The following is a 25,333-nucleotide window of genomic DNA, read 5'->3' as shown; positions in this document are numbered from 1 at the left end:
GTGATGATGGCGCATTCAGCGTCTGGACTGTGATTGTCCGGGTCGGGCCTGCGCAGTAGGTTGGGGTTATCTGCTGCCGGAGAAACGACCATGCCCGAGTACAAAGCTCCCCTGCGTGACATGCGCTTTCTGATCGACCATGTCTTCGACTTCCACACCCGTTACGCCGCGCTGGGTGCCACCGATGCCAGCCCGGACATGGTCAATGCGATCCTCGAAGAAGGCTCGAAATTCTGCGAAAACGTGCTGGCGCCGTTGAACCGCTCCGGCGATGAAGAAGGCTGCCATTTCGATAATGGTGTGGTCACGACGCCGAAAGGTTTCAAGCAGGCTTTCGCCCAGTATGTTGAAGGCGGCTGGCACGGTCTGGCGGCGGACCCGACCTATGGCGGTCAAGGTTTGCCGCTTTCGCTGGGGCTGGTGATCAGTGAGATGGTCGGCTCCAGCAACACCTCGTGGGGCATGTACCCCGGCCTGACTCACGGCGCGATGTCGGCGATTCACGCCCACGGCACCGAAGAGCAGAAACAGACTTACCTGAGCAAACTGACTGCGGGCCAATGGACCGGCACCATGTGCCTGACCGAAGCCCATTGCGGCACTGACCTGGGCATTATCAAGACCCGCGCCGTGCCGCAGGCCGATGGCAGTTATGCCATATCCGGCAGCAAGATTTTCATCTCGGCCGGCGAGCACGACATGAGTGACAACATCATTCATCTGGTGCTGGCCAAACTGCCGGACGCGCCGGCCGGAACCAAGGGCATTTCACTGTTTATCGTGCCGAAGTTCTTGCCCGATGCCGAGGGCGAGGCCGGCGAGCGCAATGCGGTGAGCTGTGGCTCCATCGAGCACAAAATGGGCATCAAGGCTTCAGCCACCTGTGTGCTGAACTTCGATGAGGCCAAAGGCTTCCTGATCGGCGAGGCCAACAAAGGCCTGAACTGCATGTTCACCATGATGAACCATGCGCGGCTCGGCACCGGGATGCAGGGCTTGTGTCTGGGCGAGGCAAGCTTTCAGGGCGCGATCAAATACGCTAACGATCGCCTGCAAATGCGCTCGTTGACCGGCCCGAAAGCGCCAGAGAAAGCCGCTGATCCGATCATCGTCCACCCCGACGTGCGCCGTATGTTGCTGACCATGAAAGCCTTCAACGAAGGCAACCGCGCGCTGACCTACTTCACCGCACAATTGCTGGACATCGCGCACCTGGGCGCGGATGAAACCCAACGTCAGGACGCCGAAGACCTGCTGGCCTTCCTGACGCCAATCTGCAAAGCCTTCATGACCGAGACCGGTCTGGAGGTGACCAACCACGGCATGCAGGTGTTCGGCGGCCATGGTTTTATCCGTGAGTGGGGCATGGAGCAGCTGGTCAGGGATTGCCGGATCGCGCCGATCTACGAAGGCACCAATGGCATTCAGGCGCTGGATTTGCTTGGGCGTAAAGTCCTTGGCAGTCAGGGCAAGTTGCTGCGTGGCTTCACCAGAATCGTCCACAAGTTCTGTGCCGCGAATGCCGGGCATCCACAGCTCAAAGGCTATGTCGCGCAACTCAATGATCTGAACCAGCAGTGGGGCGAGCTGACCACCAAGGTCGGTATGGCGGCCATGAAAAACCCCGATGAAGTCGGTGCCGCCGCCCTGGATTACCTGATGTACAGCGGTTACATCATCCTTGCCTGGTTGTGGTTGCGCATGGCACTGGTGGCTCAGGCGCGACTGGATGCGGGCAGCGGCGACGCGGATTATTGCCAGGGCAAACTGGCGACGTGTGAGTTCTACTTCAAGCGTCTGTTGCCGCGCACGGCCGCTCATCGGGTTGCGATTGAGGCGGGGAGTGATTGCTTGATGCGATTGCCGGCAGATTTGTTCGCGCTTTAAGTCCTATTCGCGGGCAAGTCGAATCGTCGCACCGCCGCTCCCACAGGTATTACGCAGCCTCTGTGGGAGCGGGCTTGCCCGCGAAAGCGTCCTCATTGTTGCCGCCAAAACTAATGTAAAACCTAGATGACCAAAAATTACATAATAGTCACCATCTGACCCTATGTGTCTTAAAAGTTGTTCGGTTACACTCGGGGTCTAGAATAAACCTGATCCTACGAATCACTTTTCAAGTTCTCACGAGGTTTGCCATGGCTGACTACAAAGCGCCCCTGCGCGATATGCGCTTCGTCCTCAATGAAGTTTTCGAGGTCGCCAAACTCTGGGCCGAACTGCCTGCTCTGGCCGACACAGTCGATGCTGAAACCGTCGAGGCGATTCTCGAGGAAGCCGGCAAAGTCACCAGCAAAAGTATCGCGCCGCTGAGCCGCAGCGCCGATGAAGAAGGCTGCCGTTGGAGCGACGGCGTGGTCACCACGCCGCAAGGTTTCCCACAGGCTTATCAGACCTACGCTGAAGGTGGCTGGGTCGGTGTCGGTGGCGATCCTGCCTTCGGCGGCATGGGCATGCCCAAGGCGGTCTCGGCCCAGGTCGAGGAAATGATCAACTCGTCCAGCCTGGCCTTCGGCTTGTACCCGATGCTGACATCTGGCGCTTGTGTGTCGATCAACGCCCATGCCAGTGAGGCGCTGAAAGCTACTTACCTGCCAAACATGTACGCCGGCGTCTGGGCCGGTTCCATGTGCCTGACCGAACCTCATGCCGGGACTGATCTGGGAATTATCCGCACCAAAGCCGAGCCGCAGGCTGACGGTTCCTACAAAGTCAGCGGAACCAAGATCTTCATCACCGGCGGTGAGCACGACCTGACCGAAAACATCATCCATCTGGTGCTGGCCAAGCTGCCGGATGCCCCGGCCGGGCCTAAAGGTATTTCGTTGTTCCTGGTGCCGAAGTTCATGGTCAATGCTGATGGCAGCCTGGGCGAGCGTAACCCGGTGACCTGCGGCTCCATCGAACACAAGATGGGAATCCAGGCTTCCGCCACCTGTGTGATGAATTTCGATGAAGCCGTGGGTTATATCGTCGGTGAGCCGAACAAAGGCCTTGCGGCGATGTTCACCATGATGAACTACGAGCGTCTGGGCGTCGGTATTCAAGGCCTGGCGTCTGGCGAGCGGTCTTATCAGAACGCGGTCGAATACGCTCGTGATCGTCTGCAAAGCCGTTCGCCTACCGGTCCGCAAGCCAAGGACAAAGTCGCTGACCCGATCATCGTCCACCCTGATGTGCGTCGCATGTTGCTGACCATGAAAGCCTCGAACGAAGGTGGTCGTGCGTTTTCCACCTACGTGGCCATGCAACTGGACACCGCCAAGTTCAGTGAAGACGCCACCGCCCGCAAGCGCGCTGATGACCTGGTGGCTTTGCTGACGCCGGTCGCCAAGGCATTCCTCACCGACCTCGGTCTGGAAACCACCGTGCATGGCCAGCAGATTTTTGGCGGCCACGGCTACATCCGCGAGTGGGGTCAGGAGCAGCTGGTTCGTGACGTGCGGATTACCCAGATTTACGAAGGTACCAACGGCATTCAGGCGCTGGACCTGGTGGGGCGCAAGATCGTCGGTAGCGGCGGGGCGTTCTACGCACTGTTCGCCGACGAGATTCGCCATTTCACCGCGACCGCCAGCGCTGACCTGGCCGAGTTCACCAAGCCCTTGAATGACGCCGTCGATACCCTCGACGACCTGACCTCCTGGCTGCTGGACCGTGCGAAAAACAATCCAAACGAAATCGGTGCAGCATCGGTCGAATACTTGCAGGCATTTGGCTATATGGCCTACGCCTACATGTGGGCGTTGATGGCTAAAGCAGCGTTCGGCAAGGAAGCGCAGGACGACTTCTACGCCAGCAAACTGGGCACGGCGCGTTTTTACTTTGCCCGCCTGTTGCCACGCATTCACTCGCTGAGCGCCTCGGTCAAGGCCGGCAGTGAATCGCTGTTTTTGCTGGACGCGGCGCAGTTCTGAGGAATGTAACCTCATGTAAGCATTCTCTTACATGACGTGCTGACGTTCTCCCATAGCTCAGAATTGGATCCAGAGCTAATCTACTTCACATGGACGCCGCGCAGGAAGCGCAATGTAACAACAAGGACACGTAGGATTCTGCCAGGACGGCGGAGTGAAATGGATGTCAGGGAAACAGTCTGCAAAGCCCCGCTTCGGCGGGGTTTTCTTTTTGCCTGTGTTTTTTGTTTTTTAGCCTCGCACTTCCAGCGTTGCCGGGTTTGCTATCCGCCTATTCGAGCCATTCATCACGTCTTCCAGCAGATTGAGCGCGGCATAACCTGATTGCCTGCGTTTTACGTCTCGATAACCTCCTTGCGTATTTCCCAATCGTCTCGCGGTATAGCGCATCCCCATCCCCATCCCCATCCCCTGTGCCTGATTTTTTTGGCGTTTTTTGTCGCCAGGCTTTTCAAAATGCCAACTCGCGCTTGAGAGATTGCCGGAACAATGGCTTTTTAACGGGATCGGCAGGGACTGCCGATGCCACGGCCAGAAATCCTCGCTGCGGCTCCTGCTTGGAGATATATACCACTGAGTGGTATGTTAATGGGAAGGGATGTCCATGACGTTCAGGTTATTCAAGACGAAACGTTTTACGACGCAGGCCAGCAAAGCTTTGATTTCCGACACTGCCCTATGGGGTGCATTCAGCGAAATGCTAAGCGGGCAGGCTGACAATCTTGGCGGCGGAGTGTGGAAGAAGCGCTTGAACGCAAACCGCCATCGCTCGATTGTGTTGGCCAGGGGCGGTCGTTATTGGGTTTATCAGTTTTTGTTCGCCAAGCAAGACCAAAGCAACATCACTCAGGCCGGCGTTTTTCAAGGTAGTTGTCGCGTCAACCGTCTAACTATGCCGCTCTTTTCTCGACCTGTTGCTCTCGATCCGGGTTCAACAGCACGGTGCCGATCGGTTCCCAGTTACGTGTTCGACCCGACCACCGTTCCGGCTTATTCGCTTTGGCTCGTTCGTACAGCTCATGTCGCCGGGCCAAGACCTGATGGTCCAGTCCTCGATGCCGCTCAGCCGGTGTGACGAACCGGATACGGCTATGCCGGTGCTCGTGGTTGTACCAACGCATGAAATCCCTCACCCACGCTCGTGCCGCGTCCAGACTGGCAAAGCCTTCCTGCGGCCATTGCGGGCAGTATTTCAGCGTTCTAAACAGCGACTCCGAGTAGGGATTGTCGTTGCTGACCCGCGGTCGTCCCCGCGAGGGCGTGATGCCCAGTTCGTACATCTTGCTCAACAGCGTCACCGATTTCATCGGCGCTCCGTTGTCCGAGTGCAGCACCAGCGGTTCGTGTAAACACTGCTCGCCGATTACGCTGCGTTGCAGCAGCGCGGCAGCTTTCTCGCCGCTTTCCGCGTCGTAGACCTCCCAGCCCACGGCCTTGCGGCTGTAAATATCCTCGATCAGATAGAGGTAGTAATACTGGCCGCGTATCGGCGACGGCAGATACGTGATGTCCCACGACCACACCTGATTGGGCGCTTTGGCCGCATGCGTCGTCGGTGCTGCGTACCGCCTGGGGCGCTGACTACGACCTCGATACTGCTGTTGACCCGCTGCACGCAAGACGCGATAAAACGTCGCCTCCGACGCCAGATAACGCCCTTGATCGGCCAGGCGCGGCACGATCTGGCTCGGCGGTAGGTGGGCGTACTCCGGGCTGTTGCACAGCGTCACAAGGGCCTGCCGCTCAGCCTCGTTCAGTGCATTTCGCGGCGTTGGCCGTGTGACTGTCGTTCGGGCATCGGCCTGGATAACGTCTGTTTCAGTCCACCGTTGCAAGGTCCGCAGCGATAGACCGATTTCCCGGCAGGCTCTGATTTTTCTGGCTCCCGCCGCGACCGCTTGGCTCAGCCAGTCAACGAGTAACTGCCGTTCTGGCAAAGACGTCAGTTGTCCTCGTTGTCGGTCCCCCAGTAGTCGTTGAGCTTTTTTCGCAGCACCAACAACGCGGCTGTTTCAGCGAGCGCCTTGTCTTTGCGGCGCAGTTCGCGCTCAAGTTCCTGGATGCGTTTCTTATCTTTGCGAGACTGCTCCCGATCGTCTTTTTGCTGGGCCTTTTCTGACTTCTGGCCGGTGATGAAGGCTTGTCGCCACGCGGTGATTTGCTCGGGGTAAAGGCCTTTGCGGCGGCAATACTCGCCCAGGTCGATCTCGGACAAACCGGCCGCTTCAAGGACGACAGCAAACTTGGTTTCGGCTGACCAGTTCTGGGTCGATTGCTTGTTTTCGGACACTGCACTTCCTTCAGAACTGAGCTGCTTGCGCCAGTTGGACAAAGACATTTCGCTGACCCCTTCGCGCCGGGAAACCTCGGCCATCGACAGGTTCAGTGGGGGAAGCAGCATCTTGAGTAATGCGGCTCTGCGTTCAGGTGAATAATACGGCACGACCAGTCTCTTTCCGCCCCCGATATGCTTTTTTAGGAAAATTCGGAGAGGCGACAACTATCCTGACACCGGGGGAGGCGGAGCTGTTAGCTTTCCGGGAGTTGGCCAAGGCCTATGAGGGCCTGAGTGACAGTCAAGTCCAGCAGTTGTTGGACATGAAGGAGTTTGTGGAGATAAGCCATGAGTAAGAAATTCAAGAGTGAAGCACTTGAGTCAATCCATGATTCGGCCAGTGCTCTGCTTTCGGTCGGGGCCATCAGCAAGACCACCATGCGCCAGTTCGATGAATCGTGCCTGGCGGCAGTGCCTGCTGATATTCCAGCGGAGCAAATCAAACAGCTGCGCGAGCGCAACAATGTCAGCCAGCCAGTGTTTGCGCGTTATCTGAATACCAGTGCATCTACCGTCAAACAGTGGGAGTCAGGAGACAAACACCCAAGCGGTATGGCACTCAAATTGCTGAGCATCGTGCAAAAGTACGGTATCGAAATACTGGCTTGAAGCCATGTAAAAACGCCTCGCTCAAACCGAGGTGTTTTTATGTCAAACAGGGTCTGCATCCGAATGAACCCTCCTGACCGCTGCGGGTCGATTAACTGTGTGGCTCACGCGAGCCGACGTTAATCAGGAGCTGATCCATGGACTTTATCCGCATCATCATTGCCATCCTGTTGCCGCCATTGGGTGTGTTCCTGCAAGTGGGATTCGCCGGTGCGTTCTGGCTGAATATTCTGCTGACCTTGTGCGGTTATATCCCGGGGATCGTGCATGCGGTGTACATCATCGCCAAGCGTTGAGATTGTGGCGAGGGGGCTTGCCCTAATGCCTTTCAGTTAAGCCGTTACGCGAACCGTAGCAGCTGGCGAAGCCTGCTACGAGGAATATGGCGAGCCTGAAACTCCTTAACTTACCGGCATTGGGGCAAGCCCCCTCGCCACAAGTGCTCACAAGACTCTAGATTTGACCGATCGCGTTCGTCAGTCCACCTGCTCCATCACCCTTCGATAAAACAACCACTCCTGCTCCAGCGCATGGGCCTGATTGCTCGCCTTGCGGAAGCCGTGGCGTTCGTCGGGGTAGTAATGCGCTTGCGCCGGGATGCCGTTGTCCTGCAAGGCCTTGAGCATGTCGCGGGTCTGTTGCGGCACGACGATTGCGTCGAGTTCACCCTGGAAGAAAATCACCGGCACTCGGATGTTGCTGGCGTGCAGCAGTGGCGTGCGGGCGTTGTAGCGATCGGCGTCCTGTTCGGGGTCGCCGATCAGCCAGTCGAGGTAGTCGGCCTCGAACTTGTGGGTGGTACGGCCCAGGGCGAGCGGGTCGCTGACCCCGTACAGACTGGCGCCGGCACGAAATACATTCTGAAATGCCAGCGCACACAAGGTGGTGTAACCGCCGGCACTGCCTCCGCGGATGAACGCATTTTCGCCGTCGATCAGCCCTTGTCCGGCGAGGTAGGCAACAACTGAGCACGCATCTTCGACATCCACTTCGCCCCAACTCAAATGCAACGCCTGTCGATAGGTCCGACCGTAGCCGCTGCTGCCGCGATAGTTGAGGTCGGCTATGGCGAAGCCCCGTTGCGCCCAGTACTGGATGCGTGGATCGAGTATCGGGTAGCAGGCGGAGGTCGGGCCGCCGTGGATAAATACCACTAGTGGCGGTTTAGCCGCGCCGTTCATGGCCGGGTAGAAAAAGCCGTGGGCCTCACCCTTGCCGCTTGGGTAGCGCAGGGTTTGCGGGCGGCTGATCTGCTCGGCAGGTAACGGCGCAACACCACCGGCCAGCACCTTGACCTCATGGGTTTGGCGATGGATGGCAACTACTGCTGCCGGGCTGACCGGTGACGCAACGATGCAGTAAACAAACTGAGCATCCAGCGCCAGATTGCGGAAACGGCTGTAGTCACCGGTGAAATCCTGTAGCGAGCCATCACCTTGACGCAGTCCGAGCCGGCCAAAACCCTTCTCGGTCCAGCTCGCCAGGTAAGCACCTTCACCCAGCGGCAGCCATGTGCTGCCACCCAGTTGCCAAGGCGCGGGTGCGTGATCGGCTGCAGCGCTGGGTAGCGGACTCAAATCTGATCCGGATTCAATCCACGGTTGCCAGAAACCGCCGCGATCGGTCAGGCAATAGAGACGATTCGTCTCATCAAAGCGTGGCTGTTGCAGGGATTCCTCTGTGCCATCACCGGCCACGCAACGCGGCTGACTCCAGTTGCTGTCGGCCTGACGCTCGGCCACCATCAAACGCGTGGACGTCCACGGCTGATGCGGACGACTCCATTCGATCCACGCCAGTCGCTGGCCGTTTGGGCTCAGGGTCGGCGCGGCATAAAAGTCCGCACCTTCGGCCAGCAACCGGCGCTGGCCACTGGCGACATCGATGGCGACCAGTCGATGTTGATTGTGGTTTTCCTCGACCGCCAGCACCTGACCGTCAGCGAACTGCAGATCGCCGTAACGGCACTCGCCCAGGGTCAATGCCAGGGGCGTTTCACCTTGCAGTGATTGCCGATAAAGCTGTTGATCCGCTTCGTTGACGAACACCAGCCCGTCATCGCTCAGGCAGAACGAACCGCCGCCATATTCATAAACCCGACTGCGCACGCTGAACCCCGACGGCGTCAGGCAGCGGGCCTGACCGTCCTGCCAATGCCAGATCCGGCAGGCTGCGTCTTCGGGGCGATATTCATTCCAGAACACGCCGTGCGGGCTGATGCGCAATTCAGCGAAGTCGATACCCGCGGCGACAGCTTGGGCGGCGCTGAAGGGTTCAGCCTTTAACGATGAGGCGTGAGTTTCGTTCATTGCGAAAGGCCAGTTGTTCGATGGTCTGGGTCGCGTGTTCGGCTTCTTCGCGGGCCTTGAGAATCACGCCGTGATGTTCCGACTTGCTGCACACCGGGTCGGCGTTGCTGGCGTCGCCGGTGAGCATGAAGGCCTGGCAGCGGCAGCCGCCGAAGTCCTTTTCTTTTTCATCGCAGGAGCGGCACGGCTCAGGCATCCAGTCGTAGCCGCGAAAGCGGTTGAAGCCGAATGAGTCGTACCAGATGTGTTGCATGCTGTGATCGCGCACGTTGGGAAACTGCACCGGCATCTGCCGCGCGCCGTGGCACGGCAGGGCGGTGCCGTCCGGGGTGACGGTGAGGAAGATGCTGCCCCAGCCGTTCATGCAGGCTTTGGGGCGCTCTTCGTAGTAGTCCGGGGTGACGAAAATCAGCTTGCACGGATGCCCTTCGGCTGCAAGTTTTGTGCGGTATTCGTTGGTGATGCGCTCGGCACGAACCAGTTGCTCTTTGGTCGGTAACAGGCCGACACGGTTGAGCTGTGCCCAGCCATAGAACTGGCAGGTAGCGAGCTCGACAAAGTCGGCTTCCAGCGCGATGCACAGTTCGATGATGCGCTCGATTTTGTCGATATTGTGCCGATGGGTGACGAAGTTCAGCACCATCGGATAGCCGTGGGCTTTCACCGCGCGGGCCATTTCGAGCTTCTGTGCGAAGGCTTTTTTCGAGCCGGCCAGCAGGTTGTTCACCTGTTCATCACTGGCCTGGAAGCTGATCTGGATATGGTCCAGCCCGGCTTTCTTGAAGTCGCTGATTTTCTGCTCGGTCAGGCCGATACCCGAGGTGATCAGGTTGGTGTAGAAGCCGAGTTTGCGCGCTTCACCGATCAGCTCCGCCAGGTCCTGACGCACCAGCGGTTCGCCACCGGAAAAGCCCAGCTGTGCGGCGCCCATTTCCCGGGCTTCGCGGAACACCTTGAGCCACTGTTCGGTACTCAGCTCTTTGCCCTGCTCGGCGAAATCCAGCGGGTTTGAGCAATACGGGCATTGCAGCGGGCAGCGGTACGTCAGTTCGGCCAATAGCCACAGCGGCAGGCCGATCTCAGGCTTGGGCGGTATCGGCTGCGCCTGCTCAGACAAGTTCGATCCAGTGCTGTGCACGGGCGACCTCCATGAATTGCTCGATGTCGTCACCGAGCTCGGGTACGCCGGGGAATTTGGCGTCCAGTTCGGCAATGATTGCTGCGACGTCACGCTCTCCGTCGATCAGACCGCCAATCAGCGCGGCGCTTTCGTTGAGTTTGATCATGCCTTCGGGGTACAGCAATACATGGCCTTTTTGCGCCGGCTCGTACTGGTAACGGTAGCCGGTCCGCCAGCTCGGGGTCTTGCTGCGATCGAAACTCATAGGGCGATTCCCTTATGCCAGACCCGCTGCCCGGTCACGCTGTGATACGGCGGGCGGTTCAGTTCGTAGGCCATGCTCATGGCATCGAGCATGCTCCAAAGAATGTCCAGTTTGAACTGGAGAATTTCCAGCATGCGCTCCTGGCCTTCCCGTGTGGTGTAGTGCTGCAAGGTGATCGCCATGCCGTGCTCCACATCACGTCGAGCCTGACCCAGGCGAGTGCGGAAGTACTCATAACCGGCCGGGTCGATCCACGGGTAATGCTGTGGCCAGCTGTCGAGGCGTGACTGGTGGATTTGCGGGGCGAACAGTTCAGTCAGCGAACTGCTGGCGGCTTCCTGCCAACGGGCCCGACGGGCAAAGTTGACGTAGGCGTCCACGGCGAAGCGCACGCCGGGCAGGACCAGTTCCTGGGAGCGCAGTTGATCCGGGTCCAGGCCAACGGCTTGGCCCAGGCGCAACCAGGCTTCGATGCCGCCGTCTTCACCGGGCGCGCCGTCGTGGTCGAGCAGGCGCTGAATCCACTCGCGGCGGACCTCGCGGTCCGGGCAGTTGGCCAGGATCGCGGCGTCCTTGAGCGGGATGTTCACCTGATAGTAAAAGCGATTGGCGACCCAGCCCTGGATCTGCTCGCGAGTCGCCCGGCCTTCATACATCGCCACATGATAGGGGTGATAGATGTGGTAGTAGGCGCCCTTGGCGCGTAGCGCCTGTTCGAACTCGGTGGGGGACAGTGGTGTGTCAGTCATCTGGGCTCTCCGGGAACAGCCGTAAATTTTGTGTCGCTGGTGAGGCCGCCTTCGCGAGCAAGCTCGCTCCCACAGGGAGTTGCGGTGTCTGTAGGAGCGAGCTTGCTCGCGATTGATCGTGAGACGATCTGTGTTACAGCTCAATACTCATTCCGTCGTAAGCCACCTCGACCTTTCGTCGTAGAAGTTCGGCACGTTCGGCCGAGTCTTCGTCGAGGATCGGGTTGGTGTTGTTGATGTGGATAAGCACTTTGCGCTGCTTGGGCAATTGCTCCAGTACTTCCAGCATGCCGCCGGGGCCGTTTTGTGCCAAATGGCCCATTTCCCGACCGGTACGGGTGCCAACGCCACGACGCTGCATTTCGTCGTCGTCCCACATCGTGCCGTCCACCAGCAGGCAATCACTGCTGGCCATGATTTCCAGCAGCGGTGCATCGACCTTGCCCAGGCCTGGCGCGTAGAACAGCTTGCCGCCGGTGCGCAGGTCTTCGACGATCAGCCCGATGTTGTCGCCGGGATGCGGGTCGAAGCGGTGCGGCGAGTAGGGCGGCGCGGCACTGCGCAATGGCAGGGGGGTGAAGCGCAGATTCGGGCAGGCGGGGATGGTGAACGCGCCTTCGAGCTCGATGCGGTTCCAGTTCAACCCGCCATTCCAGTGGGTGAGCATGGTAAACAGCGGGAAACCGCTGCTCAGGTCTTCATGGACCATGTCGGTGCACCAGACTTGATGCGGGCAACCTTCGCGCAGGCTGAGCAGACCGGTGGTGTGATCGATCTGGCTGTCCATCAGGATGATCGCGCTGATCCCGGTATCACGCAGGGCGCGCCCCGGTTGCATCGGGGCGAAGTTCTGCAGCTGCGCGCGGATGTCCGGCGAGGCATTGCACAGCACCCAGTTCACGCCATCATCGGAAATCGCGATGGACGACTGGGTGCGCGCCTCGGCCCGCAGGCTGCCGTCGCGAAAACCTGCGCAGTTCACGCAGTTGCAGTTCCACTGCGGAAAACCACCGCCAGCGGCGGAACCTAGAATCTGGACAATCATGGCCGCTCCATCACTTCAACGCTAAAAATAAAAACGCCCCGGACGGGCCGAGGCGTTGTACCGCATGTTCTACCCAAAGGCAGAATCAGCGGCTGGCGAAGTACATGGTGACTTCAAAGCCGATACGCAGGTCGGTGTAAGCAGGTTTGGACCAAGTCATAAAAACGTTCCTTCGGGCTGGTGAGAAAAATTCACTCTATACATATAGTCCACCTCCCGAGGGAGGTGTTCAGATGCTTGCCGGGCTATGTTACTGAAACGTTTCCGCTAATTGGAGATATCTATCGAAGAAAGCCCATTACAGCCCCGGTAATGATCAGGCAGTCGGTTGCCAGATGCCATCCGGGCAGGCACCGCTGGCCAGGCATCTACGGCCACCTTCTGCGTGAATCAACCGCCTTGCCGCGTCGAGCAACGCTGTGCGGTCCAGTAGCAGCACGGCCTGTTGCAACTGAAGCAGGTAATCCGACGGATGGCCGGCCAGTTTGCCTTGCCAGAGCAGTTCGGCTGCCTGGGCGACGGGCAGGGCGCTGCTGTCGAATTGTGCCGCGAGGGTCTGGCACTGGTTAAGCAAAGACGAATCATCGATCCCCAAGATTAGTTCAGGTATCCGCTGAAGGAAGACTTCGATGTGTTCCAGGATGTCTCGCAATGAAGTGTTGGGTGACTGAACGCCAAACAGCAGCCCGGTTTGCCCATTGATCTGCCGCACCCCGCTGAATACCGCATAACCCAGTTGCAACTCGACCCGCAGGCGCTGGTAGAACGGCGACTGGCAAAGCTGCGCGAGCAACCGCCAGGCGGCTTCGTTGGCAATGTCCTGGAGGGGTGTCGGGCAAAACAGCAGCAGCGCGTGTTCGCTGGAGTCGGTCGGCACCTCGCTCCACAGCTGCTGTGAGCGAATCGATAGCGCCAGTGAAGCCTGGTTGTTGGGGATGCCTGGCATTCGGCTCAGTGCGCCGGCAATGGCGGTCTGTGTATTGGCTGGCAGACCGAGCGCCAGCCCATCCCAGCGAGCGGTCGACCAGAGGTGTTGCAGGTCGGTGGCGCTGACGGGCTGCTGCGCCGGTAGTCGGGAATACCCCAGGCAATGTTCGGGCAATACTTTCAGCAACTGTCGAATAGGGATCAGTGGGGCGGTTCTGGTTGGCTCGCCCTGTTCTTGCCAGATGTCGGCGTCGGGCTTTGTCAGACGTTGCAACGCCTGTTCGAGAATCGCCGGCATCGGCTCATGAATACCGATCATCTTCAGCAGCCATTCATCGCCCAGTGCGCTAAAGGAAAAATCGACACCGGCCTGGCGGGCGTCTTCCTGCAAGCTTTTCAGGCTGCTTTCCAGTTTCGGCTGAAGGCTGGCCTGCACCGCAGAGTCCAGGCGCCAGCGCAGATACACCGCGCCTTCGCCGGTATCGTCCGCAAGCTCCTTGCCGAACAGCATGCTCGAACTGTCACGGCGCCCGCGCAAGCGATCCTGAGCAAAAGTCCGCAGGCCGCGGTGAGCGCTGGTTTGTCCGCGGATCAGCCCGGCCTGCGCCGGTAACGGGCTCTGACACAGGAAGGGGTTGGGCGGCGGTAACTGCCAGGTGTTTGCTGGTTTAGTTGGCTGCATCTGCTTCAAGAGTGCCTTGAGTGCGACGACACCTTGTCCGGACAAACCCGGCTGCAGTTGCTCTGCGTCCAGTCGGGCCAGTTCCAGTGCGCTGCTGATCTGCTGTTTGCGCTGTTGCAGCGAGGCATATTCTTCGCGTAATTGCGGCCAGTCGGCGTTTTCGTTGAAAAAGCCGAGCCAGTCGAAAAATAGCTCGCTGATCAAGGGGTGCTGTTTCGACCCGCTGGCACTGAGGGTGAATTCAATGTTCAACACTGCTTGCCCGGCGAACTGGTACAGCGGCGCGGCTTTCAGGGTGTCGATCAGCTGGCGACTGTGTAACTCGGCGAGCAAGCCGCCGGGCTTTGAAGAGCTTAGCCAGGTGCACAGAAAGTCCAGTGCCGCTGCTGATGCGTCGGGCAACTGCTCACAGGCAAACAGCAGGTTCAGACGGCGCTCGCCAGCCTGTTGATAACGGTTGTCGGCGCTCGCCATCAATGTCGGCGGCGCGCTCTGCTTCACCTGTTGGCCGATGGTTAACGCGGCGCTGAATTCTTGCGCCAGGGCCTTCAACTCGGCAACAGACTGTGGCCCGGCCAGGCTCAAGGTCATTTGCCCGGTCTGATAGAAGCGCTGATAGAACTCGCTCAAGGCCTGCTGGAACGCCGGTTGCGGCACCGGCAGGCTGTAGCGATTCCCGGCATGAAAGGCCCGCAACGGATGCGCCGCCGAAAGGCCGTCGAACAGCCTGAATTGGTGTTGCGCCGACACATCCTGAGACCAGGCGATAAATTCGGCGTGCAGCACTTCCCGCTCGCGCAGTTGATCGGCCTGGCACAGGCGCGGATGGGCAAGCATGTCACCCAAACGCTCGAGCCCGCCCTCAAAGGCTGGTGGTGGCAGTTCGAAGACGAAGTCCGTGGTGCGCTCGTTGGTCCGTGCATTGACTTGCCCACCGTGACCTTGCACGTAGGCCATCAACCCTTGATCTGCAGGAAAGCGTTCGGTACCAAGAAAGAATAGATGTTCGAGGAAGTGCGCCAGCCCAGGCCAGGCGAGCGGTACGTCATGGCTGCCAGCGGCAACTCGTAAAGCCGCCGCGCAGCGCTTCAAGCGTGGCGCATGACGCAGTGAAATCCGCAGCCCGTTGGCCAGGGTTTCAGTGTGATGATGGGGGTGGTTCAGCGCGGGCATGAGCACTTCCAGAACAGAGAAGCGCTTATGCTAGCGGATAACCACAGATCAGCGCTTGTTCAGGTCACCATAAAGCTCGGGTCGGCGATCAAGGAAGTAGCGATTGGCGGCGCGGGAATCGAGCATCAACTGCCGATCCAGCGTCCCAACGATCAGCGCCTCATCCAGACCTGCCTGGGCGATGCGGCTGCCGTCCGGGGCGGCGATGCTGCTTTGGCCGCAGTAATGAATGTCACCTTCATGGCCGCAGTAGTTGGCGTAGGCCACATAACACTGGTTTTCGAAGGCGCGGGCGCGCACGGTGACCTCGGCGATAAAGTCATACGGCACCATGTTCGCCGTCGGCACCAGAATCAGCTCGGCACCGGCCAACGCCAGACGCCGGGCGTTTTCCGGGAATTCGAGGTCGTAGCAAATCAAAAAGCCGAGCTTCCAGCCGTTCAATTCCACCAGTGGAAATTCATCCGGGCCGACGCTGAACATCGAGTGATCGAGCTCGCCGAACAAGTGAGTCTTGCGGTAGTTGCACAGGCTTTCACCCTTGGCGTCGATCAGCTGCACGGCGTTGTAAAGCTGCCCGTCATCCGCCCGCTCCGGGTAGCCATAAAGTATGGCGACGCCCGAGGCCTTGGCGATGCTCGCAATGTGTTGCGCCGACTCGCCGTCCCGCGCCTCGGCCAATGCGCCGACCGCCTCGACGCCGATGTTGTAACCGGTCAGGAACATCTCCGGCAGCACCAGCAGATCCGCGTCTCCGGCTTCCGTTGCCAGTTTTCGCAGGCGCTGCAGATTGCCCGCGACGTCCAGTGGCAGCGGCGGGCATTGGTAAAGGGCTACTCGCATATCGAACTCCTGTCACTCGGGCAGGGCAATCGGCCCGATTTCATGGAACACATCACCTGGGCCGGGGTTCTGCGCATGAGTTTCGCCACCGAAGTGTTTCATGATGCCCCACACGGCATTCAGCGAAGTCTGTACCGCGCCTTCAACCCAGGCCGGGGTCCATGACACATCGTCGCCGGCGATAAAGATCCCACGCTGCTCGGCGGGCATGTCTTGCTGCATGAAGTGCGCGTACATACGCTGGTTGTAGCGATAGTGACCCGGCAGTGCACCCTTGAAGGCGCCGAGGAAATGCGGATCGGCTTCCCACGACACAGTGATCGGATCGCCGATGATGCGCGCGGCGATGTCGACTTTCGGGTAGATCTTCTTCAGCGCATCCAGCGCCAGTTTCACGCGTTTTTCCACCGGTTGCGGAAGCATTTTCAGCGCGTCGCTCATCCACGAATAGGACAGGCAAATGACGCCGGGCTTGTCGTCGCCGTTATCAAACTTGCCGTTGTCGAACAGGTAGGTGCCGCGGGTCAGGCGATCGGTGAGGGTCATGCTCATCAGGTCGCGACCGGTTTGCGGGTCCTTGTCCTTCCAGAATGGCCGGTCGACCATGACGAAGGTTTTCGACGACTGCATGTAACGGGTGCGGTCCAGGGCCATCCACATCTTCTGCGAGAACAAGGTTTCGTCGCATTCGATCTGGGTGGTCAGCAACCAGCTCTGGCAAGTGGTCAGCACTGCCGCGTATTCCCGGGTATCGCCCCAATTGTCGGTGACGGCAAAACGGCCGTCTGGCGCGTGGGCAATGCGTTTCACCCCGGTACGTGGTGCGCCGCTGTGCAGCGAGCTCAGACTGGTGCCTTCCGGCCAATGGGCGCAACGCTCGGGTACGTGGCGCCAGATGCCCAGCGGCACTTGCTCGACACCGCCGACGACCAGGTGCTGGTGGTCATCGCAGTTGGTCATGACGACGCGGAAGATTTCCAGCATCGAGTTGGGGAAGTCCGAGTCCCAGCCGCCAGTGCCGAAGCCAACCTGACCGAACACTTCGCGGTGATGGAAGGACAATTTGGCGAAGGCTTTCGAGGTCGCGACGAAGTCGTAGAAGGTGCGGTCATCCCACAGCGGGACAAGGGTGTTCCACAGCTCTTTGAGACGAGGCACATCGCGGTCGCGGATCGCTTGCTGGATCTCGCCGAAGCGCGAACCGTCTTCCAGCGCGTCAGCCCAGGCGTCAGCGACTTCCTGGAACAGCGCGGGCAGGTCGGCAAGTTTCTGTGCGTAATGGGTCTGGCCTTCGAGGTCGATCACCGTGCTGCCCGATGCGGGCGTCAGCGGGTTGGGGAACGGTTTGGTCTCCAGACCGAGCTTGTCGACATAGTGGTAAAACGCGGTGGACGACACCGGGAAACGCATACCGCCCAACTCGGCGATGATCCCTTCGGCGCCTTCGAAGGCCTGGGAGCGCAAACGACCGCCCATTTTCGAGGCCTCGTACACCACCGGTTTCAGACCCAGCTTCATCAGCTCATAAGCTGCCACCAGCCCGGCGATGCCGGCACCGACGATGGCCACTTCGGCACCGTGGTTTTGCGCAGGAATACTGCCCAGGCCCGCCGGGTGCTCGATCCAGTCGTCGAAGGCGAAAGGGAAGTCCGGGCCGAAAATAGTGACCGGCTTTTTACCGTCTGCAGGATGGCGATTATTTTTGTTCATGGCTGACCTTGCTGGCGACTCGCGCGGTGCGGTGACCGTTGCGGAGTTTGGAAGTAGAAAAAGACTGCCGCCATTCTAGGGAGTGTAGAGCACGTTAATAAGACGCAAAGTGTCGTCGATATGAATGCTTTTCAAGCAATCTGACGAAGGCGTTGAGCTAAATGATCAAACGGGGATCGTCGGTCGCCGGGATAACCGTTAAACCGGCTGCCCACGATCGATCTTGCTGCTGAGGATGATCGAGGTGGTGGTTTTCTCCACTCCATCGACGCTGCCGATCTGATCGAGCAACTGGTCGAGCTGTTCCGGTGAGTCGGTGCGCAGCCACGCCACGTAATCGAACTCGCCGCTGACCGCACACAGTTGCTGGACTTGCGCCATGGCGCTGAGGCGGCGCAGCACTTCCTTGCCGGAGCGGGGTTGCACGGTGATTCCGACGTACGCCTGCAATCCGCCATCGACCACCCGCTGGCCGAGACGCACGCCGTATCCGGTAATCACCCGAGTCTTCTCCAGCCGCGCCAGCCGTGAGGTAACGGTGGTGCGGGCGATGCCCAACTGTCGGGCGAGCATGGCGACGCTTTCACGGGCATTGATTTGAAGTGCCGCGATCAATTGGCGGTCGATTTCGTCGAGAACAGGAGGGCGGGTGTCAGGCAAGGTCTTCTCCGGCGGCATATATCGGTGGGCGAGCATGTTACAGGTGCCGATGCTCGAAGGGGCGTTTGCTTTTGTGCCGCTATAAACCCTTGAGTCTATTGGGGCGAAATCATCGAGTGAACTTCAGCGAGGCTTTTGAATGGAATAATGCTGGTCGGAACTCTTGAGGCCGAAGAGAGGTTGTAAACGGCGAATTGGTGATCGACTACTTTTTCTGACATGAGTTTTAGTGAGGGAAGTATTCTTGAGTGGTAATGCTGATCAAGTCCACAGGGTGATGCGATAGACGTTTCATTCTCATAAAATCGCCCGACGTTTTGATTCAAATCAAACCCCACCAGAAACACTTTACTAAAGCCCGAATGATAGGCGATTTGCAATGCCAGATAAGCGACAGTCCTGGCATCAAAAAAGCCGTACTTTAGATTTTTGCTAAAGCCGATGGATTTGCTCCGACCACTCCATGCAGCGCGGCTTCGTACCAGGTCGCTGTTTTTTCCAAAAAAGCTGTCAGTCCACTTTGATTTCGGCGGCTTACGAAGCAAATAAACGTCGCCTGCGGGTTTGGTATGTGCACTCCAGAGATGATCTTCCCATAAAGCAACTCGTTGACTAACTTCCATTGCGTACGAAAACAGCTCAGGTTGCTGTATGGAAAAACTGTTGTCGGTACAGGCGTAAAAGAAGGGTTTTATCTGTGTGCCGACGAACATTGAAATGGCACCGTTCATCGTAATCATGGGGAACGCAGAGAAGTCTTCGATCGGGAAGTCCTTTGCAGAACTACCAGAGGCAATAATAAAAACCGCCCCACTTGCTATGTTTTTGCACTCGTCAAACTCAAGTGCGGAAAAACCAGGGAGGTGAGTGTTTTTTTGTTGCACGACTTCCATGCTGATATTCCTCATCCTGCGGCACGGTACCGCGATGCTGAGTTACATTGTGATTGGTTTTATTTTTCCTGCCAACTGCGCCGTGGCGGTGGATGCGAACGTTTCGGTAGGGCCTTCTTCCGCAAGGGTTACCATCTGGCCCCGGCACTTCAGTGAAGGGGCCCCGTTCAGCAAAAACATAACTGTTAAATACACGAAAGCCGCGCAGTGCGCGGCTTTGAGTATGGTGGGCCCAGCAGGACTCGAACCTGCGACCAAGGGATTATGAGTCCCCTGCTCTAACCAACTGAGCTATAGGCCCTCAGTAGGTCGCGGATTATAGCGATGGTTTCTCGGCTGTGCTATCCGAAAAATCCGAAAGGTTTATACGAAGAAAGCTTGCGGCGAATTCATCGGCCGGAAGAGGGAGGCTGACGATATAGCCCTGGATCTCTTCGCAGCCTTCTGTGGCCAGGAATTCCAGCTGTGCCTGGGTTTCGACGCCCTCGGCGATGATGGTGAATTGCATGCTGCGGCCCAGTGCGATGATGGCACGGACGATGGCTGCATCGTGGGGGTCGTCAGGCAGGCCACGGACGAAGGACTGGTCAATCTTCAGGAAGTCCAGCGGCAGTCGCTTGAGGTAGCTCAGGGAGGAGTAGCCGGTACCGAAGTCGTCGATAGCCAGTTGCACGCCCAGACGTTTGAGCTGGTGCAGGACTTCAAGGGCCTCTTCGGCCTGGCTCATGATGAAGTTTTCGGTGATTTCCAGTTGCAGGAGGCCGGGCTTGAGGTGGTTGTCTCTGAGCAACTGTTCGATCCGGCCGAGCAGGTTCGGTTGACGCAGTTGAGCCCCGGCCAGATTGACCGATAGCGGGCCGAAGCCGTCATAGAGCCTGTTCCACTCGTACATCTGCTGGCAGGCCTGCTCCAGTACCCAATCACCAATTTGCAGAATCATGCCGTTTTCTTCGGCCAAAGGGATGAAGTGCTCGGGGGGCACGTCGCCGAAGGTTGGATGGCGCCAGCGAATCAGGGCTTCAGCACCGACGATATGTCGATCTTTCAGGCTGATTTTTGGCTGGTAATAGAGGCATAGCTCATTACGCTCGATGGCGCGGCGCAGTTCATGTTCCAGCGCTATCCGTTCGCTGGCCTGAGCCGTGAGGTCGCGTGTGTAGCTTTCGACCCGGTTGCGGCCCTTGGCTTTGGAGCGGTACATGGCCGCGTCGGCGTTTTTGACCAGCGTGGCGACGTCGCAGCCGTCCTTGGGGTAGAGGCTGGTGCCGATGCTGGCGCTGATGAAGAACTCATGCTCGTCGGCCTGGAAGGGCGCTCCAAAGCAATTGAGCAGCTTGGTGGCGATGTTTTCTGCGTCGCTGGCTTGCTGCAGGCCGGGAAGCAGGATGATGAATTCATCACCGCCCAGGCGGGCCACGGTGTCGATGTCACGCAGTTGCTCTTTCAAGCGCACGGCAATGCCCTTGAGCAGCAGATCGCCGACCGGGTGGCCAAGGCTGTCATTGATATGTTTGAAACGGTCCAGATCGAGAAACAGTACGGCGCCTTGACCGCCGTTCTCTTGCTGATTGTTTAGCGCTGTCAGCAACCGACTCTCGAACAAGGTACGGTTGGGCAGGCCGGTCAGCGGGTCATGGTGGGCCTGGTAGTCGAGGCGTGCCTGAGCGTGTTTCAAGCTGGAGATATCCGCGAAAACCGCAACAAAGTGGGTGATGAATTTGTCCTGGTTACGCACGGCGCTGATGGTCAGCCAGCTAGGGTACAGCTCACCGTTTTTGCGTCGATTGGATATCTCGCCTTGCCAATGACCTTCGGCGGTCAGTTGATGCCACATGGCCGCGTAGAAGGCGCTGTCATGCAAACCTGAGGCAAGCAGCCTGGGGGTATGGCCCAGGGCTTCGGTTTCGCTGTAGCCGGTGATCTCCGTGAAGGCCCGGTTGACCGCACTGATGTGCTGTTGAGTGTCGGTGATCAGAACCCCTTCGGCGGTGCTCTCGAACACGGTGGCCGCCTGTTGCAGTTTTTCCTGCATCAGATGGCGCTCGGTGATGTCCCTGGCGATGGTCAGCATGCAGTCTTCGTCACCAATGGGCAGCGGGCGACTGGAAAGCTCGCACAGGCGGATTTGCCCGTCGTTACGGCGGATGTGGCAACTGAAGTCGCGGACAAAACCGTCGCGCTGCAGCAGGTCGAGCATCTTTTTGCGTTCGTTCAGGTTGACCCAGATACCCAACTCCAGCGTGGATCGGTCCAGAGACATCGCGCTATTGAACCCGGTGATGCGGCTGAAACCTTCATTGACCTCAATCAGCAGGCCATCGCGCTGGCGGCTCAGCAGCAGACCGTCGGGTGAGGCGTGGAAGGCTTTGGCGAATTTCTCTTCGGAAGTTTGCAGTTGTTGCTGGGTTTCCTTGAGTTGGCTGATATCGCGCACCACCACCACCAGCGCGTGGGTGGTGTCGAGATCGAATGGTTCGGCAGAGATCAGGCCGGTGAATACCTGCCCGTTGCTGCGTCGAAAGGGCATTTCCAGATTGCGGATGCTGCCAGCCTGCAAGCGCTGCAAAAGGCCGGGACCGACGCCCGGTAATCCCCAGATATTCAGCTCGGTAGCGGTCTGGCCGATGACTTCCTCAGCGCTCAGGCCGATTTGCTCCTCAAAGGCTTCATTGACCTCCAACAAGCAGCCGTCGGACAGCCGCGCGATGACCAGAATGTCCGGACATTGCTGGAATACCGAGGCGAATTTCTGCTCGGACAGGCGCAAGGCTTCTTCGGTTCTCTTGGCTTCACTGATATCGATCATCAAGCCGCGCAAGACTGGCTCGTGGCCGTGCTCAATCAGGCTGACGATATCGCGAACCCACAGGCAGCGGCCGTCGGCGGTGATGACGCGGTAGTCGAGGCTGTGATCGCGGCTGGCGAGGACTTCCTGGTCGCAAAAGGTTTGGGCGCGAATCAGGTCGGCGGGATGAATGATATTGCGCCAGAATCCAGGAATCAGCCAATGAGACAAGGGGTAGCCAAGCAGGGCCTCGGCATGGGGTGACACGTAGCTATACGTGAAGTCGCTTATGTGCGCTTCCCAGGCAATCGCTGAAAGGCTTTCTACCAGTCCGCGGTAATGGTATTCGCTGCTGCGCAATTCTTGTTCCAGCGCGACCCTGCGGGAGATTTCCGAACTTAGCCGGCGATTGATGCGGATCACTGCCGCCAACACAGCGAACAGCAGCAGGATGCCGGGCAGGCCGTAGAGCAAGAGGTCGTACCAGAAGGTGCGGTGGTCGAGGACATTTCCCACCCAGTGTTCCTGAATGGCGCTGATTTCCTCAGGGCTTATATCTGCCAGAACTTTATCGAGGATGCCGACCAGGATTTTGTTCGATTGCGGTACTCCCATCGCCAGTTGGTAGCGATAGGGCGTTTCGCCGCTGACGTAGAGCCCATCGAGTTTCAGCTGCCGCAGACTCCAGACGCTCGAGGCGAGATCTCCCACCACTGCATCCACCTGGTCGGTAGCCAATGCCTGCAGCGCGGAACTGACATTTGGCAAAGCGACCAGGTTCAGGTCGGGATGCTGCGTACGCAATAGTTCATGGGGTGCGTAGTTCTCCACCACGGCAATTTTCAGACCGTACAAGTCTTGCAGATTGTGCGGTTGTTTCCCGCCTTCGTGGGCAAGAATTACGATGGGGAAGTCCAGGTAGGGGCGGGTGAAGGACAGATAGGTCTGGCGCTCGGGCGTCGACATGATACCCGGCAAGAGGTCGAGCTTGCCTTGTTTGGCTTGTTCCAGCACCACAGTCCAGCTGACTGGCTCAACGGGTGTGACCTTGATGCTCAGACGTGACTGGATCAGCCGGATGTAGTCCGCCGCCAGGCCTTGGTAGCGACCTTGTTCATCGCGATACTCGAAAGGCGGCCAGGACGCATCGACACCCAGGCGCAACTCCGGGTGGGCCGCAAGCCAGCTACGTTCTTCGTCGGTGAGAGTCAGCGCTCCAGCCGTTGCGGTCCAGGTCAGCAGCCACAGCAAGAGCACAGCCGGCATTCTGGGCATAACGGTCTCGTTATGGTTCGGGGGACTGTTTCGAGTGTAGACGGGCAATTCGGTGGGGGTGGAGCGCGGGGGATTTAATCTGCAGAAAGCAAAACCCCCAGCCGGGCTGGGGGTTTTGTGATCACTCGTCGAGGAAGGAGCGCAAATGCTCGCTTCTCGTCGGGTGGCGCAGCTTGCGCAACGCCTTGGCTTCAATCTGACGAATCCGTTCGCGGGTAACGTCGAACTGTTTACCGACTTCCTCAAGGGTATGGTCGGTATTCATGTCGATGCCGAAGCGCATGCGTAGAACCTTGGCTTCACGCGCGGTGAGGCCTGACAGTACTTCGCGAGTCGCTTCTTTAAGGCTCTCAACAGTGGCGACATCGATTGGCGACTGCATGGTCGAGTCTTCGATGAAGTCACCCAGATGGGAGTCTTCGTCATCACCGATCGGGGTTTCCATGGAGATCGGCTCTTTAGCGATCTTCAATACCTTGCGGATTTTGTCCTCAGGCATTTCCATGCGTTCGCCCAGCTCTTCCGGGGTCGGTTCGCGACCCATTTCCTGCAGCATCTGCCGGGAAATACGGTTGAGCTTGTTGATTGTCTCGATCATGTGCACCGGAATACGGATGGTGCGGGCCTGGTCGGCAATCGAGCGAGTGATCGCCTGACGGATCCACCAGGTGGCATAAGTCGAGAACTTGTAGCCGCGACGGTATTCGAACTTGTCCACCGCTTTCATCAAGCCGATGTTGCCTTCCTGGATCAAGTCGAGGAATTGCAGGCCGCGGTTGGTGTACTTCTTGGCGATGGAGATCACCAGACGCAAGTTCGCTTCAACCATCTCTTTCTTCGCGCGGCGGGCCTTGGCCTCACCGATCGACATGCGACGGTTGATGTCCTTGATCTCGGCAATCGTCAGACCGGTCTCGGTCTGCAATGCAGTCAGCTTCTGCTGGCAACGAACGATGTCCGGTTGCAGGCGACCAATGGCTTCAGCGTATTTGCTTTTACCTTTGGCCAGTGCATCGCTCCAGCTTTCGTCGACTTCATTGCCCGGGAACTGGCGCAGGAAATCGGCACGCGGCATGCGTGCGTCACGAACGCAGAGCTGCATGATCGCGCGCTCTTGCTGACGCAGGCGATCCAGAGCACTACGCACACGCTCAACCAGGCCTTCGAATTGCTTCGGAACCAGTTTGATCGGCATGAACAGCTCAGCCAGGAGCACCAGTTCGGCGATTGCCAGCTTGTTGCCACGACCGTGCTTCTTCAGCGCCTTGCGAGTGACTTCCATCTGGTCAGACACGGCACCGAAGCGCTGTGCAGCGATGATCGGATCAGGACCGCTTTCGACTTCTTCCTCGTCGTCAGAGCTGGCTTCGGCTTCGTCGTCGTCGGTTTCGTCATCCGCTTTCGCGGTTTTCGGATCGACAGGCGGCGGAACTTCGGCTGCAGGCGGCGCAATACCGTCGTCCGGGTCGATATAACCGCTCAGGACGTCGGACAGGCGGCCACCTTCGGTGGTGACGCGAGTGTACTCGGAGAGAATGTGGTCAACCGTGCCAGGGAAGTGCGCAATTGCGCCCATCACTTCACGGATGCCCTCTTCAATACGCTTGGCGATTTCAATTTCGCCTTCACGTGTGAGGAGTTCTACCGTGCCCATTTCACGCATGTACATGCGCACTGGGTCAGTGGTGCGACCAATGTCGGTCTCGACCGCTGCCAACGCAGCCGCTGCTTCTTCCGCGGCGGCCTCGTCGGTGTCGGCGTCGGCCAGCATAAGGGAATCCTTATCTGGCGCAACCTCGAATACGTTGATCCCCATGTCATTAATCATGCGGATGATGTCTTCCACCTGTTCCGGATCTGAAATATCCTCCGGCAGGTGGTCGTTGACCTCCGCGTAAGTCAGGTAGCCCTGCTCACGACCAAGAACGATCAACTCTTTGATACGAGACTGCTGTTGCGCTTTTCCGGACATAACACCCTATCCACTGAAGGTCTTGGCGGGCAAAAAACAAGCCGAGGATTATACCTGAGCTATG

General features: G+C 58.6%; 18 protein-coding genes, 1 tRNA gene and 1 pseudogene. 5 read left to right on the top strand and 15 right to left on the bottom strand.

Annotation, left to right across the window (positions count from 1 at the left end; translation table 11 throughout):
- Positions 1-90: 90 nt before the first annotated feature.
- The 3 genes and pseudogenes from AC3I0A_RS24835 to AC3I0A_RS24825 form a co-directional block, all read left to right on the top strand.
- Positions 91-1,887, top strand: a complete 1,797-nt coding sequence (locus AC3I0A_RS24835; protein WP_489375157.1) for an acyl-CoA dehydrogenase C-terminal domain-containing protein — start codon at positions 91-93, stop codon at positions 1,885-1,887.
- Between the two features lie 251 nt (positions 1,888-2,138).
- A complete protein-coding gene (locus tag AC3I0A_RS24830; RefSeq protein ID WP_489375156.1) occupies positions 2,139-3,917 on the top strand; it encodes an acyl-CoA dehydrogenase C-terminal domain-containing protein in 1,779 nt (592 codons plus the stop codon).
- Positions 3,918-4,521: 604 nt separating this feature from the next.
- Positions 4,522-4,764, top strand: a pseudogene (locus tag AC3I0A_RS24825) (type II toxin-antitoxin system RelE/ParE family toxin); the annotation flags it as partial.
- 43 nt (positions 4,765-4,807) lie between these two features.
- Here the strand turns inward: AC3I0A_RS24825 and AC3I0A_RS24820 are convergent.
- Positions 4,808-6,360 (bottom strand): IS3 family transposase gene (locus tag AC3I0A_RS24820; protein ID WP_489378534.1). Its coding sequence is split into 2 segments (ribosomal slippage): positions 4,808-5,898 and positions 5,898-6,360, totalling 1,554 coding nucleotides; the frame shifts between segments, so codons are not numbered across the junction.
- Between the two features lie 180 nt (positions 6,361-6,540).
- Here AC3I0A_RS24820 and AC3I0A_RS24815 point away from each other — a divergent pair.
- Positions 6,541-6,861 carry a helix-turn-helix domain-containing protein gene (locus AC3I0A_RS24815; RefSeq protein ID WP_489375155.1) on the top strand — a complete coding sequence of 107 codons (321 nt, stop codon included), beginning with the start codon at positions 6,541-6,543 and terminating at the stop codon, positions 6,859-6,861.
- Positions 6,862-6,998: 137 nt separating this feature from the next.
- Positions 6,999-7,157, top strand: coding sequence for a YqaE/Pmp3 family membrane protein (locus AC3I0A_RS24810; RefSeq protein WP_007904205.1), 159 nt, complete (start codon positions 6,999-7,001; stop codon positions 7,155-7,157).
- A gap of 180 nt (positions 7,158-7,337) precedes the next feature.
- On the opposite strand, the gene AC3I0A_RS24805 is transcribed toward AC3I0A_RS24810, so the two are convergent.
- The 14 genes from AC3I0A_RS24805 to rpoD form a co-directional block, all read right to left on the bottom strand.
- Positions 7,338-9,170 carry an alpha/beta hydrolase family protein gene (locus tag AC3I0A_RS24805; protein WP_489375154.1) on the bottom strand — a complete coding sequence of 611 codons (1,833 nt, stop codon included), beginning with the start codon at positions 9,168-9,170 and terminating at the stop codon, positions 7,338-7,340.
- Positions 9,136-10,308 carry a pyrroloquinoline quinone biosynthesis protein PqqE gene (gene pqqE / locus AC3I0A_RS24800; protein WP_489375153.1) on the bottom strand — a complete coding sequence of 391 codons (1,173 nt, stop codon included), beginning with the start codon at positions 10,306-10,308 and terminating at the stop codon, positions 9,136-9,138. Before pqqE ends, AC3I0A_RS24805 begins: the two co-directional genes overlap by 35 nt.
- Positions 10,280-10,555, bottom strand: a complete 276-nt coding sequence (gene pqqD / locus AC3I0A_RS24795) for a pyrroloquinoline quinone biosynthesis peptide chaperone PqqD (protein ID WP_489375152.1) — start codon at positions 10,553-10,555, stop codon at positions 10,280-10,282. Before pqqD ends, pqqE begins: the two co-directional genes overlap by 29 nt.
- Positions 10,552-11,304: a pyrroloquinoline-quinone synthase PqqC gene (pqqC, locus tag AC3I0A_RS24790; protein ID WP_489375151.1), complete on the bottom strand. Its 753-nt coding sequence runs from the start codon at positions 11,302-11,304 to the stop codon at positions 10,552-10,554. Before pqqC ends, pqqD begins: the two co-directional genes overlap by 4 nt.
- A gap of 133 nt (positions 11,305-11,437) precedes the next feature.
- On the bottom strand, positions 11,438-12,349 hold the full coding sequence (gene pqqB, locus AC3I0A_RS24785; RefSeq protein WP_489375150.1) for a pyrroloquinoline quinone biosynthesis protein PqqB: 912 nt from the start codon (positions 12,347-12,349) through the stop codon (positions 11,438-11,440).
- Positions 12,350-12,434: 85 nt separating this feature from the next.
- Complete coding sequence (gene pqqA, locus AC3I0A_RS24780) at positions 12,435-12,509, bottom strand: pyrroloquinoline quinone precursor peptide PqqA (protein WP_003194766.1); 75 nt, start codon at positions 12,507-12,509, stop codon at positions 12,435-12,437.
- A 156-nt stretch (positions 12,510-12,665) separates the two neighbouring features.
- The gene (pqqF, locus tag AC3I0A_RS24775; RefSeq protein WP_489375149.1) at positions 12,666-15,131 is read right to left on the bottom strand and encodes a pyrroloquinoline quinone biosynthesis protein PqqF; all 2,466 of its coding nucleotides are present in this window, start codon (positions 15,129-15,131) and stop codon (positions 12,666-12,668) included.
- A gap of 48 nt (positions 15,132-15,179) precedes the next feature.
- Positions 15,180-15,974 (bottom strand): carbon-nitrogen hydrolase family protein, encoded by a 795-nt coding sequence (locus AC3I0A_RS24770; protein ID WP_489375148.1) that lies wholly within the window; start codon positions 15,972-15,974, stop codon positions 15,180-15,182.
- Positions 15,975-15,986: 12 nt separating this feature from the next.
- Positions 15,987-17,684, bottom strand: coding sequence for a flavin monoamine oxidase family protein (locus AC3I0A_RS24765; RefSeq protein ID WP_489375147.1), 1,698 nt, complete (start codon positions 17,682-17,684; stop codon positions 15,987-15,989).
- 198 nt (positions 17,685-17,882) lie between these two features.
- Complete coding sequence (locus AC3I0A_RS24760) at positions 17,883-18,344, bottom strand: Lrp/AsnC family transcriptional regulator (protein WP_027926714.1); 462 nt, start codon at positions 18,342-18,344, stop codon at positions 17,883-17,885.
- A gap of 95 nt (positions 18,345-18,439) precedes the next feature.
- Positions 18,440-19,237, bottom strand: a complete 798-nt coding sequence (locus tag AC3I0A_RS24755; RefSeq protein WP_489375146.1) for a lipopolysaccharide biosynthesis protein — start codon at positions 19,235-19,237, stop codon at positions 18,440-18,442.
- 224 nt (positions 19,238-19,461) lie between these two features.
- Positions 19,462-19,538, bottom strand: a tRNA-Ile gene (locus tag AC3I0A_RS24750).
- 15 nt (positions 19,539-19,553) lie between these two features.
- Positions 19,554-23,297 carry an EAL domain-containing protein gene (locus AC3I0A_RS24745; protein ID WP_489375145.1) on the bottom strand — a complete coding sequence of 1,248 codons (3,744 nt, stop codon included), beginning with the start codon at positions 23,295-23,297 and terminating at the stop codon, positions 19,554-19,556.
- Between the two features lie 121 nt (positions 23,298-23,418).
- Positions 23,419-25,269 carry an RNA polymerase sigma factor RpoD gene (rpoD, locus tag AC3I0A_RS24740; RefSeq protein WP_489375144.1) on the bottom strand — a complete coding sequence of 617 codons (1,851 nt, stop codon included), beginning with the start codon at positions 25,267-25,269 and terminating at the stop codon, positions 23,419-23,421.
- Positions 25,270-25,333 lie beyond the last annotated feature (64 nt).

It is taken from the genome of Pseudomonas sp. KH_024_B2, assembly GCF_057839965.1.
Note: the sequence above shows the minus strand (reverse complement) of the source record. Positions and strands in the feature narration are given on the sequence as shown.